15 protein-coding genes, 2 pseudogenes and 1 riboswitch are annotated in these 15,566 nt (G+C 61.9%); of the genes and pseudogenes, 10 read left to right on the forward strand and 7 right to left on the reverse strand.

The annotated features are described in order from the left end of the window. The first annotated feature begins 72 nt into the window (after nt 1-72). Entirely contained in the window at nt 73-1,584 is a 1,512-nt protein-coding gene (gene gatB / locus ACZ1HK_RS03590; protein ID WP_472627494.1) for an Asp-tRNA(Asn)/Glu-tRNA(Gln) amidotransferase subunit GatB, read from the forward strand. Nucleotides 1,585-1,645: 61 nt separating this feature from the next. Here gatB and ACZ1HK_RS03595 read toward each other — a convergent pair whose 3' ends face one another. Further along, a complete protein-coding gene (locus ACZ1HK_RS03595; protein ID WP_472627495.1) occupies nt 1,646-2,578 on the reverse strand; it encodes a hypothetical protein in 933 nt (310 codons plus the stop codon). Nucleotides 2,579-2,811: 233 nt separating this feature from the next. Between ACZ1HK_RS03595 and ACZ1HK_RS03600 the strand changes: the two genes are divergently transcribed. Beyond that, entirely contained in the window at nt 2,812-3,219 is a 408-nt protein-coding gene (locus tag ACZ1HK_RS03600; protein ID WP_472627496.1) for a DUF4177 domain-containing protein, read from the forward strand. On the opposite strand, the gene ACZ1HK_RS03605 is transcribed toward ACZ1HK_RS03600, so the two are convergent. Beyond that, nucleotides 3,181-3,438 carry a BolA family protein gene (locus tag ACZ1HK_RS03605; RefSeq protein WP_472627497.1) on the reverse strand — a complete coding sequence of 86 codons (258 nt, stop codon included), beginning with the start codon at nt 3,436-3,438 and terminating at the stop codon, nt 3,181-3,183. The genes ACZ1HK_RS03600 and ACZ1HK_RS03605 overlap by 39 nt on opposite strands. A gap of 76 nt (nt 3,439-3,514) precedes the next feature. Here ACZ1HK_RS03605 and ACZ1HK_RS03610 point away from each other — a divergent pair. The 3 genes and pseudogenes from ACZ1HK_RS03610 to ACZ1HK_RS03620 all read left to right on the forward strand — a co-directional run bounded on the left by ACZ1HK_RS03610 (nt 3,515) and on the right by ACZ1HK_RS03620 (nt 6,406). Then, nucleotides 3,515-4,148 (forward strand): annotated as a pseudogene (locus tag ACZ1HK_RS03610) (J domain-containing protein). A gap of 4 nt (nt 4,149-4,152) precedes the next feature. Beyond that, nucleotides 4,153-5,178: a DUF1963 domain-containing protein gene (locus ACZ1HK_RS03615; protein ID WP_472627498.1), complete on the forward strand. Its 1,026-nt coding sequence runs from the start codon at nt 4,153-4,155 to the stop codon at nt 5,176-5,178. A gap of 40 nt (nt 5,179-5,218) precedes the next feature. Beyond that, entirely contained in the window at nt 5,219-6,406 is a 1,188-nt protein-coding gene (locus ACZ1HK_RS03620) for a BaiN/RdsA family NAD(P)/FAD-dependent oxidoreductase (protein WP_472627499.1), read from the forward strand. Nucleotides 6,407-6,601: 195 nt separating this feature from the next. Here ACZ1HK_RS03620 and ACZ1HK_RS03625 read toward each other — a convergent pair whose 3' ends face one another. Next, nucleotides 6,602-8,050, reverse strand: a complete 1,449-nt coding sequence (locus ACZ1HK_RS03625; RefSeq protein ID WP_472627500.1) for a TrkH family potassium uptake protein — start codon at nt 8,048-8,050, stop codon at nt 6,602-6,604. A 194-nt stretch (nt 8,051-8,244) separates the two neighbouring features. Here ACZ1HK_RS03625 and ACZ1HK_RS03630 point away from each other — a divergent pair, with 194 nt between their 5' ends. The 3 genes from ACZ1HK_RS03630 (at nt 8,245) to ACZ1HK_RS03640 (ending at nt 9,228) form a co-directional block, all read left to right on the forward strand. Beyond that, nucleotides 8,245-8,460, forward strand: coding sequence for a hypothetical protein (locus ACZ1HK_RS03630; RefSeq protein WP_472627501.1), 216 nt, complete (start codon nt 8,245-8,247; stop codon nt 8,458-8,460). A gap of 71 nt (nt 8,461-8,531) precedes the next feature. Next, nucleotides 8,532-8,852, forward strand: a complete 321-nt coding sequence (locus ACZ1HK_RS03635) for a hypothetical protein (protein WP_472627502.1) — start codon at nt 8,532-8,534, stop codon at nt 8,850-8,852. 67 nt (nt 8,853-8,919) lie between these two features. Next, nucleotides 8,920-9,228: a hypothetical protein gene (locus tag ACZ1HK_RS03640; RefSeq protein WP_472627503.1), complete on the forward strand. Its 309-nt coding sequence runs from the start codon at nt 8,920-8,922 to the stop codon at nt 9,226-9,228. Nucleotides 9,229-9,302: 74 nt separating this feature from the next. Here ACZ1HK_RS03640 and folE2 read toward each other — a convergent pair whose 3' ends face one another. The 4 genes and pseudogenes from folE2 to metZ all read right to left on the reverse strand — a co-directional run bounded on the left by folE2 (nt 9,303) and on the right by metZ (nt 12,960). Next, nucleotides 9,303-10,391 carry a GTP cyclohydrolase FolE2 gene (gene folE2 / locus ACZ1HK_RS03645; protein WP_472627504.1) on the reverse strand — a complete coding sequence of 363 codons (1,089 nt, stop codon included), beginning with the start codon at nt 10,389-10,391 and terminating at the stop codon, nt 9,303-9,305. Between the two features lie 151 nt (nt 10,392-10,542). Next, nucleotides 10,543-11,277, reverse strand: coding sequence for a glutamine amidotransferase (locus tag ACZ1HK_RS03650; RefSeq protein WP_472627505.1), 735 nt, complete (start codon nt 11,275-11,277; stop codon nt 10,543-10,545). Continuing rightward, nucleotides 11,274-11,768 (reverse strand): GNAT family N-acetyltransferase, encoded by a 495-nt coding sequence (locus ACZ1HK_RS03655; RefSeq protein WP_472627506.1) that lies wholly within the window; start codon nt 11,766-11,768, stop codon nt 11,274-11,276. The genes ACZ1HK_RS03650 and ACZ1HK_RS03655 overlap by 4 nt, the downstream gene beginning before the upstream one ends. Further along, nucleotides 11,765-12,960: pseudogene (gene metZ / locus ACZ1HK_RS03660) on the reverse strand (O-succinylhomoserine sulfhydrylase). The gene ACZ1HK_RS03655 and the pseudogene metZ overlap by 4 nt, the downstream one beginning before the upstream one ends. Before the next feature lie 56 nt (nt 12,961-13,016). Next, nucleotides 13,017-13,095, reverse strand: a riboswitch (SAM riboswitch). Between the two features lie 327 nt (nt 13,096-13,422). On the opposite strand from metZ, the gene ACZ1HK_RS03665 reads away from it, so the two are divergent. Both ACZ1HK_RS03665 and ACZ1HK_RS03670 read left to right on the forward strand, forming a co-directional pair. Next, nucleotides 13,423-14,364, forward strand: coding sequence for a 5-bromo-4-chloroindolyl phosphate hydrolysis family protein (locus ACZ1HK_RS03665; RefSeq protein WP_472627507.1), 942 nt, complete (start codon nt 13,423-13,425; stop codon nt 14,362-14,364). Between the two features lie 5 nt (nt 14,365-14,369). Next, nucleotides 14,370-15,566, forward strand: coding sequence for a toxic anion resistance protein (locus tag ACZ1HK_RS03670; protein WP_472627508.1), 1,197 nt, complete (start codon nt 14,370-14,372; stop codon nt 15,564-15,566).

Here is a 15,566-nt window from a genome sequence, read left to right on the forward strand (position 1 = left end):
CCATGTGAGTAGGCGCTTGCCCGCCCCCGCGCCCTGCCCTAAACCCGGCCTCGCGCAAATGCGGAGGCCAAAATGCTCGACCTGACCTACGAAACCCCAAAACCCAAAGTCATCGCCGGTGCCAAGCACGATTGGGAGCTTGTGATCGGGATGGAGGTCCACGCCCAGGTCGCCACCAATGCCAAGCTCTTCTCCGGCGCCTCCACCACTTTCGGCGCGGAGCCGAACTCCAACGTCGCCTTCGTGGATGCCGGCATGCCCGGCATGTTGCCCGTCATCAACGAGGCCTGCGTCGCCCAGGCCGTGCGCACCGGCCTTGGCCTCAAGGCGGAAATCCACCTCAACTCCGCCTTCGACCGCAAGAACTACTTCTACCCCGACCTGCCGCAGGGCTACCAGATTTCCCAGCTCTACCACCCTATCGTCGGCGAAGGCGAAGTGCTGGTCGAACTGGGTGACGGCACCGCGCGCATGGTCCGCATCGAACGCATCCATCTCGAACAGGACGCGGGCAAATCGATCCACGACATGGACCCCGCGCTTTCCTTCGTGGACCTCAACCGCACCGGCGTCGCGTTGATGGAGATCGTCTCCCGCCCCGACATCCGTGGCCCGGAAGAAGCCGCCGCCTACCTGCTGAAACTCCGCCAGATCATGCTCTATCTCGGCACCTGTGACGGCAATATGCAAAACGGCAACCTGCGCGCGGACGTGAACGTCTCCGTCTGCCTGCCCGGCGCCTATGAGCGCTATCAGGAAACGCAGGATTTCTCCCATCTCGGCACAAGGTGTGAGATCAAGAACATGAACTCCACCCGCTTCATCCAGCAGGCCATCGAGGTGGAGGCCAAGCGCCAGATCGCCATCCTCGAAGCGGGCGGCTCCATCGATCAGGAAACCCGCCTCTACGATGTCGACAAGGGCGAAACCCGCTCCATGCGCTCCAAGGAAGAAGCGCACGATTACCGCTATTTCCCTGATCCCGACCTCCTGCCGTTGGAGATCGAACAGGCCTGGGTCGACGACATCGCCGCCCACCTCCCCGAGCTCCCCGACGCCAAGAAGGCCCGCTTCATGGGCGATTTCGGCCTGGCCGATTACGACGCTTCGGTCCTGACCGCCGATCTCGACGCCGCCGCTTACTTTGAGGCCGTGGCCGCGAAGACCAACGGCAAACTCGCCGCCAACTGGGTCATCAACGAACTCTTCGGCCGCCTCAAGAAGGACGACCGCGAGATCGAGGACAGCCCCGTCACCCCCGATCAGCTCTCGTCGCTGATCGCCCTGATCGAGGCGGACACCATTTCCGGTAAAATCGCCAAGGACGTGTTCGAAATCAGCTACACGTCAGGCCGCGACCCCGAAGAAATCGTCGAGACCGAGGGCCTGAAACAGGTAACCGATACCGGCGCCATCGAGGCTGCAGTGGATGAAATCATCGCCGCCAATCCTGACCAAGTCGCCAAGGCGAAAGAGAACCCGAAGCTTGCTGGCTGGTTCGTGGGTCAGGTCATGAAGGCGACGGGCGGCAAGGCGAACCCCAAGGCCGTCAACCAACTGGTCGCGCAGAAGTTGAACGGCTGATCCTTGCGGGATGGCGGGTGGGGCGTCGCTGGAAGCGCGCGTCCACCCCATCCCAAACATGTCAGTCCACAACCGGCGCCAGTCCGTGCCACCGCCCAAAGGCCGGCAACCGCTCCGCACTGGAACGGACACGATCTTGCGGGGTCGTCGCCCCGAACAGCACGCGCACACCAAGCTCCAGCCGCACTTCGCTAACCCGGTCCACCGCCCCTGACGTGCTTTGTTCATCCAGCAGCACATTGCTCAAGCCTGCGCGCAGGCTGGCCTGCCCGCCAAGGACGGGGCGTGAAAGCGCTTGCTCGAACCAAAAGGCCGTCTCCCGCAGCGCCGCATCATTGGCGATGACATCATCGCCATCCTGAAGACCGCGCCCGTACCCCACGCGCGCACCAAAAGCAGATTGGCCATTGTTCAGGAAATACCGGCCCGTCACCCGGCCAAAGGAAAAGTCGTCGAGCACTTCCAGATTGTCTGCGGTGGCATCTAATCGCCCGACCTGCACCGCCAAGGAATAGTCCGGCGCATGGTAAGCACCGCTCAATCCAAAGGCCGTGAATTCAGCGTCCTGATCCCGATCATCGGCCGTAAAGCTCACATCTCCTGCGGCAAGAAATGCCCCAACCCGCCACGTGTCCATTCCATATCCAAATTGCACGGCAATCTGGCGGTTATCGGTTGCGCTATCGTCGGCAGGGACGCCGTCCACTGTTTCCGCCACATCGGTCTGCTCGACCAACCCCTCGATCTGGGCCTGCAGACCCACCCCAAAATTCGCCGTGGCGAAACCATCCAGCGTCAGGGCATTGAACCGATCCACCTCGTCCGGCAAACCGGAAGAGTTGAGCGCGTTGCCGCCGCGATCCGAAAAGCTCAAACCCAGATCAATGCCGCCAATAAGATCCACCTGCTGTGCAGATCCAAATGTCGGCGCAACGCACAGCATTCCCGCAAAAAAGCAAAGCGTATCAAAACCACCCCCAAATGTGATGTGCATCCCTGCACGCCTTCAACACAGGCCGTTTCTATTGTCCGATCCCCAGGATTGACCATACCGGTTTGGCGCACCAAACCTTGCTATTTCCGCCAATTCAGTGCGAAAACCCCGTAGTTACAGAATAACTACAGTTTCAGGACAGGTTCACGACACCGGCTCAGCGCCCTCCGTCCCACTTGCCGCCCTGCCCCTCACTCGCCATAAAGCGGGCAGGTCAAGACGCGGAAACTCCCATGCCAAGCTACGAATACAAAGTCATCCCAGCGCCCGAAAAGGCCCGCAAAGTCAGGGGCTTGAAAGGCCCCGCCCTCTTTGCCCACGCACTGGAGGAGGCGATGAATGAATTGGGCGCTGACGGCTGGCAGTACGTGCGCGCCGACACCCTTCCTCAAGAGGAACGCGCGGGCCTAACATCGAAAACCACAACCTACCGTAACCTGTTGGTTTTTCAGCGTGAAATTGCGCCTGAGGCGGCTGTGCCACACCCCGTTCCTGCCCCTGAAATGACCCCGGAACCTGAGCCCGTCGAGGCGGAAGAAGACGAGGTTGAAAACCTCTGGCAAGACACAGAGACCAAAGATGAAACCGATCTCGGCGGCGCGCTATTCCCGCACCGTGAGCGCAAGGGCGTGGATCTCTGACATCAGCTCCTTGCCCAATGCTGCATGCACCGCACGATGCTTTGCGATCCGGCTCATGCCGGCGAAACTATCGCTTTGAATAGTCACGTTAAAATGGCTCTCACCGCCCTCCTGAAAGCCCGCATGGCCACGATGCGCTTCGCTTTCATCGACCACCTCCAACACGCTTGGCGCAAATGCCCCCCGTAACGCAGTCTCGATTTTCTCTGCCCGTGACATCTTTTCTGCCCTTCCCATCTTTCCCTCGCCCGTCAAAACCCTAAACTGCTCTCTCCGAGTCGAGAAGGGCACGCACATGACCGACAAAGACCCGTTCAACTTTGACCTCCGCGTTTCCACGGATAAGAAGAAGCGCCGCACTGGTCGGCGCGGCATGTCCGGCGCGTTCGAGACGTCGCAGCGGGTCTGCGAGCATCCCGGCTGTGAGGAACAGGGCCAATACCGCGCGCCCAAAGGCCCTGATAACCTTGAAGAATTCCGCTGGTTCTGCCGCGACCATGTGCGGGAGTACAACCTGAAATGGAACTTCTTCGAAGGCACGACAGAGGCCGAGATGAACGCCCAGATGGATCGTGACCGCGTCTGGGACAGGCCCACGAAACCCTTCAAGCAGTCAGCAGAGGAAAAGGCCTGGGCGCGCCTTGGCATCGAGGATCCGCATCAGGTTCTGGGCCAGAACGCGACGCAAAATCCGGGCCGCGCCGGGGGGCACCAAAGGCCGTCGGCTCCCGCCCACCGAACGCCGCGCTGTCGAGATCCTCGAGGTCAACGACAACGCCACCAAGCCCGAGATCCGCAAAGCCTATAAGGCGCTGATCAAGGTGTTGCACCCCGACATGAACGGTGGCGACCGCTCTGACGAAGACCGGCTGCAAGAGGTTGTCTGGGCCTGGGATCAGCTCAAGGTCTCTCGGAACTTCGCGGATTGAGGACATGGGACTGTTTGCCGACCACGCCACTTCCATCCGTGCGCTACGGCAACATACGAACCTGACAGAGGCTGAAATCGGCCAGTTCGTGGCCCGTGCGCGCCCGGCCCTCACCTTCCGCCGCCGCATCACACCAGAGGGCGACGTCCCTCTTGGAGCGTCCAAGATCGGCGGTCGCCCCGATATGGGCGCAGATCTGCCCTGGCCCATCCGCGCGCCTTATGAGGGCGTGGCTGAAGCCGTGGCAAACTGGCCCGAAGCTCTGCGCAACGTTTACAGCGCCGAATGGATCAATGCCTATATTGCCTACAACTCAGCGCCTGCACCTCTGGGCTTTATTGCGCAATTCGACCTCGACACCCTATCGTCCCGCCCGGGCTTTGATCCGGCGCTTCCGTCGATGGGGCGCCTGCTGCTTTTTACGGATCCGTCCGGTCATCACAGCGCTGACGCCATGGCCGCAGCCCAATGGGTACAGGTGATCCACGACGCAACGCCACGCGACCAGATCATCCGCCATGCAACGCCCTCGGCCGTGATAGAGCATTGGAGCACCAGCATCCTGTTGCAGCAGAACCAGTATTACGGCGGCCCGGAAGCGCCCTGGTCGGAGACCGCCGATTGCGAACGGCTGGACGCCGTTGACGCAATCAGCCTGCCCCATGACCGTGCCTGGCAGGCCCCCCAACGCACGCGCGACATTTTGCACGCGCTCAGAGAGGCGCACCTGTCCGGTCTCGAAGATGCAACCGTCTCCGACTACGCCGCCGGCATCGCCTTTCACGGCGACCAACTGGGCGGCCATCCGATCCCGGTACAAGACAATGTTCCCGCTGAGATCGACCACCTCACCGGCGGCGCGCTCGGTCCGGTTGAGGGCTGGCGGTTCCTGTTCCATGTGCAGGGCGAGACCTACCTGCCGCAATTGATGCCCGATTGGCGAGACGGAGATCTCTACCTCATGGATCAGCCGCCACCGGCAGGTACGGATAGCATCGGGCAGGTCTTCGGTGTTGCGCAGTCGACCTGAGCCCCTTGCCCTGAGCCGCGCCGCACCCTAACCCGCCCCTATGGTAAAGCACGTCAACACTCTGATCCTCGGCGCAGGCGCCGCTGGCCTGATGTGTGCAGCCCATGCAGGCCCTGACACGCTGGTCGTGGACCACGCCAAATCCCCGGGCGAGAAAATCCGCATTTCCGGCGGGGGGCGCTGCAACTTCACCAATCTCCACGCCGGACCTGAGAATTTTCTCAGCGAGAACAAGCATTTCGCCAAATCCGCACTCAACCGCTACACGCAGTGGGATTTCATAGACCTCGTCGACCGCCACAAAATAGCCTGGCACGAAAAGACCTTGGGCCAGCTCTTTTGCGACCATTCCGCCAAGGACATCATTGCGATGCTGCTGGCCGAAATGCACCCTTCAGAGCTTTGGCTGCAAACCGAGATCGGGGAGATCACCCATGATGGCAGCCACTTTCACGCGCACCTCGCCCGCGACAGCAAATCCACGACTGTGACTGCCCGCAACCTGGTGCTCGCCACCGGGGGCAAGTCGATCCCGAAAATGGGGGCGACCGGCCTCGCCTATCGCTTGGCCGAACAATTCGGCCACCGCAATACGGAAACCCGCCCCGCCCTTGTCCCCCTCACCTTTGATGGCCCCGCCAAGCAACAGTTCGCGGCCCTGTCCGGCACCTCGGTCCCGGCCCGCGTGTCGTGCAACGGCACCAGCTTTGACGAAGGCATGCTCTTCACCCATCGCGGCCTGTCCGGACCGTCCATTCTGCAAATCTCGTCCTACTGGCGCGAAGGTGAGAGCCTGTCACTGCACCTGCGCCCGGACCTGAACCTGATGGACAACCTGCGCACCCGCCGCCAGACCAGCGGTGGCAAGGCGTTGAGGACAGTCTTGTCCGAACTCCTGCCCAAGGCCTTGGTTCAGCACCTGGCCGACGCCGTTCCCATGCAGGGCAACCTTGCCGATCAGTCCGACAATGCCCTGGCTGCGCTGACAGACCAACTGACGGCATGGCACGTCACCCCAACATCGTCCGAAGGCTATCGCACGGCAGAGGTCACTCTGGGCGGCATCGCCACCGACGCTCTGTCGTCAAAGACAATGGAAAGCCAAAACCAGCCCGGCCTCTACGCCATTGGCGAAGCGGTGGATGTCACAGGCTGGCTCGGCGGCTATAACTTCCAATGGGCGTGGAGCTCCGCCGTCGCCGCAGGCCGCGCCATCCGCGCCGCCTGACCCTCGCCCCGCCTCGGGCCTCTCGGCCCTCCGCGCAGCCGGTCTTCCTTGTTTCAAAAATACCTCGGGGGTCAGCGGTTCTTCCCTGCGGGAAAAGCCGCGCAAGGGGCAGCGCCCCCGCCTGAGAGCAGGCCGCGTCTCGCGGCCAAACGAGGCAAAGGCGCGCGGCGCAGCCGCTCCGCCAGATCAGGTCGCTCAGGCCCGCCAGAAGGCCGCCGTGAACAGAACCATTACCGCCATCAACTCCAGCCGCCCGATCAACATCGCGGCCGACAGGATCCACTTTGCCGGATCATTGACTGCCGCATAGGTGCCGTCTGGCCCGATCATGTCCCCCAGGCCGGGGCCGATATTGCCCAACGCCGCAGCCGCACCAGACACGGACGTGACCACATCCAGCCCGGTCAGCCCGAGCAATACCGCCGTGATGCCCAGGGTCACAAAAAACAGCACAAAGAACGCCATGACCGACGACAGCACCTCTTCGGCCACCGGGCGCCCCTCGAACCGGGGCTCGAAAATGCCGTGGGGCGCGTAAAGCCGGCGCACCTGCGTGGCCACGGCGGCGAAGAGCAACTGGTACCGGAACACCTTGATTGAGCAAGAAGTCGAGCCTGCACAGCCTCCGATCAGCCCCATGAAGAAGAAGGCAGGCACCGCAACCGCCCCCCAAACCTGATAGTCTGTGCTGGCATAGCCGGTGCCGGACACGATCGAGATGACGTTGAACAGCCCTTCGCGCAGCGCCGTCTCAGGACCAGTTCCATTGGCAAAGATCCGGTAGAGCGCAAGCCCCGCCACGATGGTCAGGATGGTCGCCAGATAGGCGCGGATCTGGCTGTCGATCAGGATCGGACGGGCCGTGCCCGCGACCAGCTGGATATAGCGCACGAACGGCAAACTCGCGAGCAGCATGAAAAACGCGCCCGCATATTCCAACGGCCCTTGGAACACTCCGAAAGAGGCGTTGTAGTTCGAAAAGCCGCCGGTGGAGATCGTGGTGAAGGCATGCATGACCGCGTCAAAGGGCGCCATGCCCAGGGCGGAATAGGTCAAAGCGCACATGACGGTCAGCGCGACGTAGATCACGGAAATCCGGCTGGCGATCTCACCGGCGCGGGGCAGGATTTTTCCGAAGGTGTCAAAGCCCTCGGATCGGAAGATCTGCATGCCACCCACGCGCAGTTCGGGCAGAAACACCATCGCCACAACGATGATCCCGATGCCGCCGAACCATTGCATCAGGCCCCGCCACAGGTTCAGCCCCACCGGCAGCGTGTCGATGTCCGTGATAATCGTGGCGCCCGTTGTCGTCAGGCCCGACATCGCCTCAAAAAAGCCGTCCACCACGCGCAACTGGCTGTCGCCCAAGATGAAGGGGAGTGCGCCGAACAGCGGCAAGACCAACCAGACGCCCGTGGTCAGAATGAAGGTCTGCTGGATCGTCAGCCCCTTGCTGACGCCATTGGCGCAAGCCAGCGTCACGAAGAGGCCAGTCAGAACCGTGATGGCGCAGGCCTCGGCAAAGGCCCCCCAATGGCCATTGGCCGCCAGAATGTCGGCCACCAACGGCACCAGCATCGTGACCCCAAGGGTCAGGACCAACAGGCCCAGAACGTAGCCCACCGGGCGCAGATCGAACATGGGGCGGAGCGTTGGCCCGCCACTTGCGCGCTGTCAAGAACGTGTCGGCCCCGACCACCGAAACGCACAAAGATCGAGGGCCACTAAATTATTGATTTGAGGTATCTTCCTGTCTACCGTGACACTTAACGACAACCCGGATGCGCCTGCCAATTGCGCAAACGACACCAAGACCGGGATAGGGGATGGATGATATGGCCAGTGATGGCGCGAAAACCAAAGCCACAAAATCGCTCAGCGACGGCGATATTTCCACATATGCGCGCCGCGGCGGCCCCGCTGCTGGCGGGGCCGGCACAGATGTCGATGCCCATGCGCATACCGATGCAGATGCGGTCGCAACCGACCATGATGTCGTGGCAACCGCGCCAACCGATGCGGATGCCCAGGCTCACACCGATAAGGATTAGCACGACCGGCGCATTCGCGTGCGCTGATGACATTTTCTCACCCAGCCATTTCCAGCAAGGGAGACCATAAGATGGACGACAACAACCACGACAAGAAGAAGAAGGCCCCCTCTGCCGGGAAGCCTTTGACCGAAGATCAGATCAAATCGAAGCGCGTTGATCGCCGGACGGTTCTGCGTTCCGTCGGTCTGGCCGGCCTCGGGGCTGGCGCGATGGGTGTGTCGGGCTGTGTCGCCTATGGCGTGACCGACGTAGACAACGGCAATATCACCGATCCAATCGGTGCGGGCCGTGGTGCCCCGATCGCCTATCGCTCGGGCATTACCGACGCCGACTTTGGTGGCAACATCACCGACCCGATCGGCCGTGGTCGCGGACGCCCCTATTACTGATAACCAACCTGAACGCGGCCCCGGCAGCATGTCGGCGCCGCACCATGTCACTTGAAAGGTGTTTTCGATGACGGACAAGAAGACAAAGACACTTGAAGCGGGTGACATCAAAAGCACGCGCATGGATCGCCGGGCAATGCTGCGCACGGCAGGCATTGCAGGCCTCGCTGCGGGGGCAGCTGGCGTCTCCGGTTGCGTCGTCGTTCCTGCAGGGCCGGGCTTTGGCACCGGCATCACGGACGCAGACAATGGCCCGATCATTGATCCGGGCGGTTTCGGGCGCGGTGGCTTGCGCTACAGCTACACGGGCTTCACGGATCGCGACAATGGCCCGATCTACGATCCCGGCGGGCAGGGTCGCGGCCCCGGAAACTAAAGATCAGAGAAACAGAAAAAGCCCCGCCAATGCGGGGCTTTCTTCATTTTGAACAATGGCTTATCGCCTGACGCTCATCCAACGTGGATAAGCGACGGGAACAGCTTCGGATCCAGGCTGACATCGGCGAATGTGTCGCCTTCCGTCAGCAGGCTGACGGCGTCATGGCTGTGCAGGCTTTCCTGATGGCTCGCCATCACGCGGAAATCTCCAACACCTTCATTCGCCTGAAGCTGCTCGGCAAAGAGCCGCGCGGCATCTTCCACGAAGATCGGATTGGCCGCGTTCAGCTCTGCAAAGGCCTGCTCATCCTCGCGCTTCACCATCACCTGGGTCTCGGTCGGCACGCCCTTACGCGCCATTTCGATCAGATTTTCAAACCAGACCCCCTCGCCCTTCAGTTCAACCGACAGCCGCGCGACGGAGCGCTGCGAATGCGGCGTCGCCAATTGGCCGCGCGTCGCACGGGCATGCTCAGACAGTTCCAGCGAGCACGGGCAGGTCGACGAGTAGACATAGTCGAGGTGCACGATCCGCTGCCGCACGCCGTCCGTTTCAACCAACTCCAGCGCAATATCGTAATACTGCCAGCCAGACAGGCCAGAGCGCAGGCTATCGACCTTCATCGGGTAGCTCAGTCGCATCTGAATGCGCGCATCAAACGACTCCAGGTCCGCCTTGTAGTCATCCAAAGCCGCCTCGATCACGTCAAAGCCGAACTTCTCATCCGCATGCTTGTAGAACGACCGCATGATGCGGCTCATATTGATGCCCTTCTTGTCGGCCTCAAGGCTGACAGTCCCGGTCACCGATGTCTCCAGCAGCGTCTCACCGCCGCCTTGCACCGAATAGCGGATCGGCAGGCGGAAGTTTGAGATACCCACATGCTGAATGCGGCGGTTCTCACCCTTGATCAGGCTCGACGGCCCATTCTGCAAATCCGGCAGCGTGGCTTTGTACGCCTCATCCACCTTGAAATCCGCAGGATAGTCGCGTGCGAATTCAGGGTAGCTGCGCGCCCGTACAAGGCGCGCCATGTCTGGATCAAGCGCCTCCATCCGGCCCCGGCCAGCTGCACTCGCCCATTGCGTCAGAAGTGCCAGCGCCTCTTGCGCATCCGCATCGCTTGGCAATTCTCCGGCGGTCTTAACATGCACATTCATGTGCCACCCCTTCCCATTTCCTGTTCCGAGCCTCCAATATGGGGCAAACGGAGAATATCTAAAGTCTTGTTTTGCAATTGTTCTACGCTAGCGCCTCGGCCCTGGATCAGTTTTCACCGAATTTTCAGCGCGTTAAGGCAGAATGGTGCGATTACGCACCGTAGCGGCTCACGAAGGTGTGCAATATGCGCTCCGGTACCGTGATCGCCTCGGCCAGCACGGTTTCGCTCAAAGCCGCTGCATCCTGCGGCGCGAAATAGCCGCGATGCTTGTAGATCTCGATACGCTGCGCGAAATTCTCACCCCGCGCTTCGGGGTGGAATTGCGTCGCATAGACGTTTTCACCCGCCCGGATCATCTGAAATGGACAGGGGGCGGAGGCCACAAGATGCACCGCGCCCTCGGGCAGGTCTTCGACCGCCTCCTTGTGGCCCACCAGCGCCCGGAACTGCCCCGGCAACCCCGCCAATAGCGGGTCGCGGGCGCCCGCTTCGGTCACGTTGCAATCGACGCCGCCAATCGCCTCGCCGTACCGTCCCTTGCCGACGGGCGCGCCCAGGGCCGCCCCCAGAATTCCCATCCCATAGCAACAGCCCAGATAGGGCATGTCGCGGGCCAAAATCTCAGGCATCAACGCCATGATGTCGGCCTCGATCCTGGCCTCCAGCGGATCCTTGTCTGCGGGATCATCGCTGACACAGCCGGGCCCGCCGCCGACGATCACGCCCGCATACTCCTCCAGCGACACCGCCCGCAAAGGCGCCTGATCCAACCGGATCCGCTCCACCTGATCCTCAGCCAATCCGCCGCGCCCCAGAAAGGCGTCGAATTCTTCGTCCGCCGCTTCATCCTCGGGGCGCAATTGCAGGATCAGAAACTTGCTCATGCGGCCGCAAACCGCCGCACAAGGCGCTTTTCCATGACCGCGTTGGGGATCTTCACACCGCCGCGCTCGATCTCTTGCGGCTTCACCAAGCGCCAGCCGCGCCGTTTGAAGAATGGCTGCGCCAACAGGCTCGCCTCCGTCTCAAGTCGCAACAAACCCTGCACCTTCGCGCGCCCCTCGATCACCGCGTAAAGCGCATCGGCCACGCCCTTGCCCATCGCCTCGGGCGCGACATAGGCGAAATCGAGGTAGCCCGTGTCCATGTCCATCGTCATGAATCCCAGATGTGCGCCGTCCCGTTCGGCCACAATCGTTTCGGCCTCCTCAACGCGCGCACGCCACCCGGCCGAGGTTGGCGGACGGTCACACCAGGCCTCGCGTTGCTCGGGCGAGTAGTGCTTTGCCGTCCCCTCCTGCACCGCGCGGTGGAATAGCGTGGCAAGGCCGATGGCGTCGGAAGGTCGATAAGGTCTGATGATCAAACCATTCATACCTGCGCCAATGCCCCTTTGAGGTCCGCGATCAGATCAGCCGGGTCTTCCAGCCCAATCGACAGCCGCACCAGACCGCTTGAGATGCCCGCCTCGGCCCGCTGTTCGTTACTCAGGCGCTGGTGCGTTGTCGTCGCGGGGTGTGTCGCAATCGATTTCGCATCCCCCAGATTGTTCGAGATTTTCACAATCTCCAACGCATTCAGGAACCGAAACGCCCCCGCCTGCCCGCCAGTGACTTCAAGCGCCACCATGGTGCCGGGCTGTTCCATCAATTGCTCCGCCAGCGCCCGTTGCGGATGGGAGGTCAAGCCAGGGAAGATCACCTTCTCAAGCCCCGGCGCACCATCCAGCGCCTCTGCCACAGCCACAGCCGTCGCCGCTTGCGCGCGCACGCGCAAATCCATCGTCTCCAGCGATTTCAGCATGACCCAGGCGTTGAACGGGCTCATCGCGCCACCGGTATGCTTCAGGTAGGGCTCCACTGTCTTACGAATGAACTGCTCCGTCCCAAGGATCACGCCGCCCAGACAGCGCCCCTGCCCGTCAATGTGCTTGGTCGCTGAGTAAACAACCACATCCACACCCTGCGCGATGGCGTCCGAGTAGACGGGCGTCGCAAAGACGTTGTCGCAAATCACCGTGGCCCCAACCGCATGGGCAATCTCGGCCACGGCGGGGATGTCGATCAATTCCAGCGTCGGGTTTGACAGGCTTTCGAAGAACACGGCCTTGGTGCCCTCGCGCACGGCGGCGCGCCATTCGTCGAGGTTGGTGCCGTCCACGAAAGTGACTTCGACCCCATAACGCGTCAGCACTTCGTCCAGGATATAATGACACGACCCAAAGAGCGCCCGGGACGAGACCACATGATCCCCGCCCGCAGCATCGACACCAAAGCGCCGTTGACCGCCGCCATGCCCGACGCGGTGGCAAAGGCCGCCTCGGCGCCTTCCAGCGCCGCGATCCGGTCTTCGAACATCGCAACCGTGGGGTTGCCATACCGGGCGTAGATGAACTCGTCCGGCCCGCTTTCGATAAAGCGCTGCTCCGCCGCCTCGGCGGTGGGATAAACGAAGCCCTGTGTCAGGAACATCGCCTCCGACAGCTCACCATATTGGCTGCGGCGCGTGCCGGCATGCACCGCACGGGTGCGTTTCGACCATTGCGTTTTTTGGGCGGTATCTTTCATGCCCCATACTCCAATCCGTAGGCCAAAGGGCCAAATTGATGGTCGGGGGTGCGCAAGTGCCTGCGCCCTCGACCTCTTTAGCGGAATGTTTAACGTGGCCCGCAATCCGGTTCACAAATCGCCACGGGGATTGGCTTACGCCTGCCGCAGTGCAGCGTCAAGGCACCTGCCGTCACATCTGGGGAACCAAACCGCCCGCTTCCCCCTTGTGAAGGCGCGTTGCGGCCCCGATGTTGAGGGACAACGGCCAACCCTTGCCGCCCCATGCGTCAATGGCTGGTTTTTGCAGGAAAACCTGCATATCGTTGCACATGACACGGCCCGCCCGATGTGGCAGGCAGGGCGAAACGAAACGGGGTGCGGACAAAAATGTCATCCAGCTTTCTTCAAGGCGTCAGCTTTTTTGTGCTGAGCCTTGTCATCATCGGCGCGATTTTCGGCGGCTTCGGGGCGCTCTGATCCATGTCGAAACGCTTTGGCGGAGAATTCAGCCCCACAGGGCAGGCACGCGACGGCGACGCGCCCCGCGAAATGGTCACCCATGAACGGATGGAGGTTGCCCCCTTCAAGGGTCGCAAGCCCATGCGCCATGGCGCAAAGATCAACATCCTGTTCCTTCTTCCGCTGCTGACGATCTTTCCCGCCTTCTTTGGCGGCGGCGGCGTCACGCAAATGGCGCTCGATCTGGTGGGCGGCGCACTCTTGCTGCTGGGTGCCTGGCTGACGCGCGACGGCGTGCGGGCCGAAGACGCCTATAATGAACGCAAGGTTGCGCGCAAACCGGCCATCCCCCGCAAGATCTTCGGCGCGATCGGCACCGGCATGGGCGTGGGTTTCCTGATCCTCGGCGGCTCGTCCTTTGGCGTGTCCGAGATTGTGGCCGCCAACGTCGTGGGCTTCCTCGCCGCTGGCCTGCATCTGTTCAGCTTCGGCCTCGACCCGTTGAAGAACAAGGGCATGGAAGGCGTCGACACCTTCACCAATGACCGGGTGGCCCGAAAGATCGAAGAGGCCGAGGCCCTGCTGACCCAGCAAAAGGACGCCATTCTGCGCGCCCGCGACCGCCAGCTGGAGGCGCGCGTGGATCAGTTCCAGACCACCGTGCGGCAGCTCTTCCGGCAGGTCGAAGAAGACCCCCGGGACCTCAACGCCGCGCGTCGCTACCTCGGCGTCTACCTGCAAGGCGCCCGCGACGCGACGGTCCAGTTCGCAACGCTCTACGCCAACAAGCGTGAAGACCAGCTGCGCACCGACTACATCGCTTTTCTTGACGATCTCGAACAGAACTTCGCCTCCCGCAAAGAGACGCTGCTGATCGACGACCGCACCAATTTCGACGTGGAGATCGAGGTCCTGCAGGACCGTCTGCGCCGTGAAACGCAATACCTAGAACGACAGGGATAGTATCAATGGAAACCAAAACACATGAACAGGCCAAGGAAGTCGAAGCTCTGGTGGATGAGCTGAACGCCGTGGTCCTGCCCGAACCCTCCGCCGATCTGGTGCCCCTGCCCGCCGCAGATGAGCCCACCGCGGAAGAAATCCGCACCCGCATGGCGGAACTCGACATGGGTGACACCAATTCCATTGTGTCCTTCGGATCGGCCGCTCAGGCGGAATTGCAGCAGATCTCCCAGGCGATGCTGGCGGGCGTGAAGAATGACGATGTCGGCCCGGCCGGTGACAGCTTGCGTGAAATCGTGGGCACCATCCGCGGCTTCTCGGTGGATGAGCTGGACCCCAACCGCAAGCGGTCCTGGTGGGAGCGCCTCTTCTCCAAAGCCAAGCCCGTCCACGATTTCCTGGCGAAATACGAAGACGTGCAGGAACAGATCGACAAGATCACCGACAACCTGCTGGAGCATGAGCACACGTTGATGAAAGACATCAAATCGCTCGACAAGCTCTATGAAAAGACCCTCGATTTCTACGACGAACTGGCGCTTTACATTGCCGCCGGCGAAGAGAAGCTGAAAGATATCGACGAAAACGTCATCCCCGCCAAAGAGGCTGAGGTCAACGCAGCGCCCGAAGATGATCAGGTCATCAAGGCGCAGGAGCTGCGCGATCTGCGCGCCGCGCGTGACGATCTGGAACGCCGCGTCCACGACCTCAAACTGACCCGTCAGGTGACGATGCAGTCCCTGCCCTCGATCCGTCTGGTGCAGGAAAACGACAAAAGCCTCGTCACCAAGATCAACTCGACCCTCGTGAACACCGTGCCGCTGTGGGAAACCCAGCTGGCCCAAGCGGTCACGATCCAGCGCTCGACCGCGGCGGCCAAGGCCGTCAAGGAAGCCACGGACCTCACCAACCAGCTTCTGACGCAGAACGCGGCCAACCTGCGCGAGAGTAACAAGCTGGTCCGCGAAGAGATGGAGCGCGGCGTCTTCGACATCGAAGCGGTCAAAAAGGCCAATGCCGACCTGATCGCCACGATCAACGAAAGCCTCGAGATTGCCGATGAAGGCAAGCGCAAGCGCGCCGAGGCCGAGGAAGAGATGGCGAAGATGGAAGCCGAACTGCGCGACACGCTGGCCTCCGCCTCCGCGCGGCGTCCAGCACCGGCAGAGGGCGACACACCGCCTGCTGCCCCGCAAGCCTAG

The sequence above is a fragment of the Gymnodinialimonas sp. JB5-7 genome (assembly GCF_055693405.1).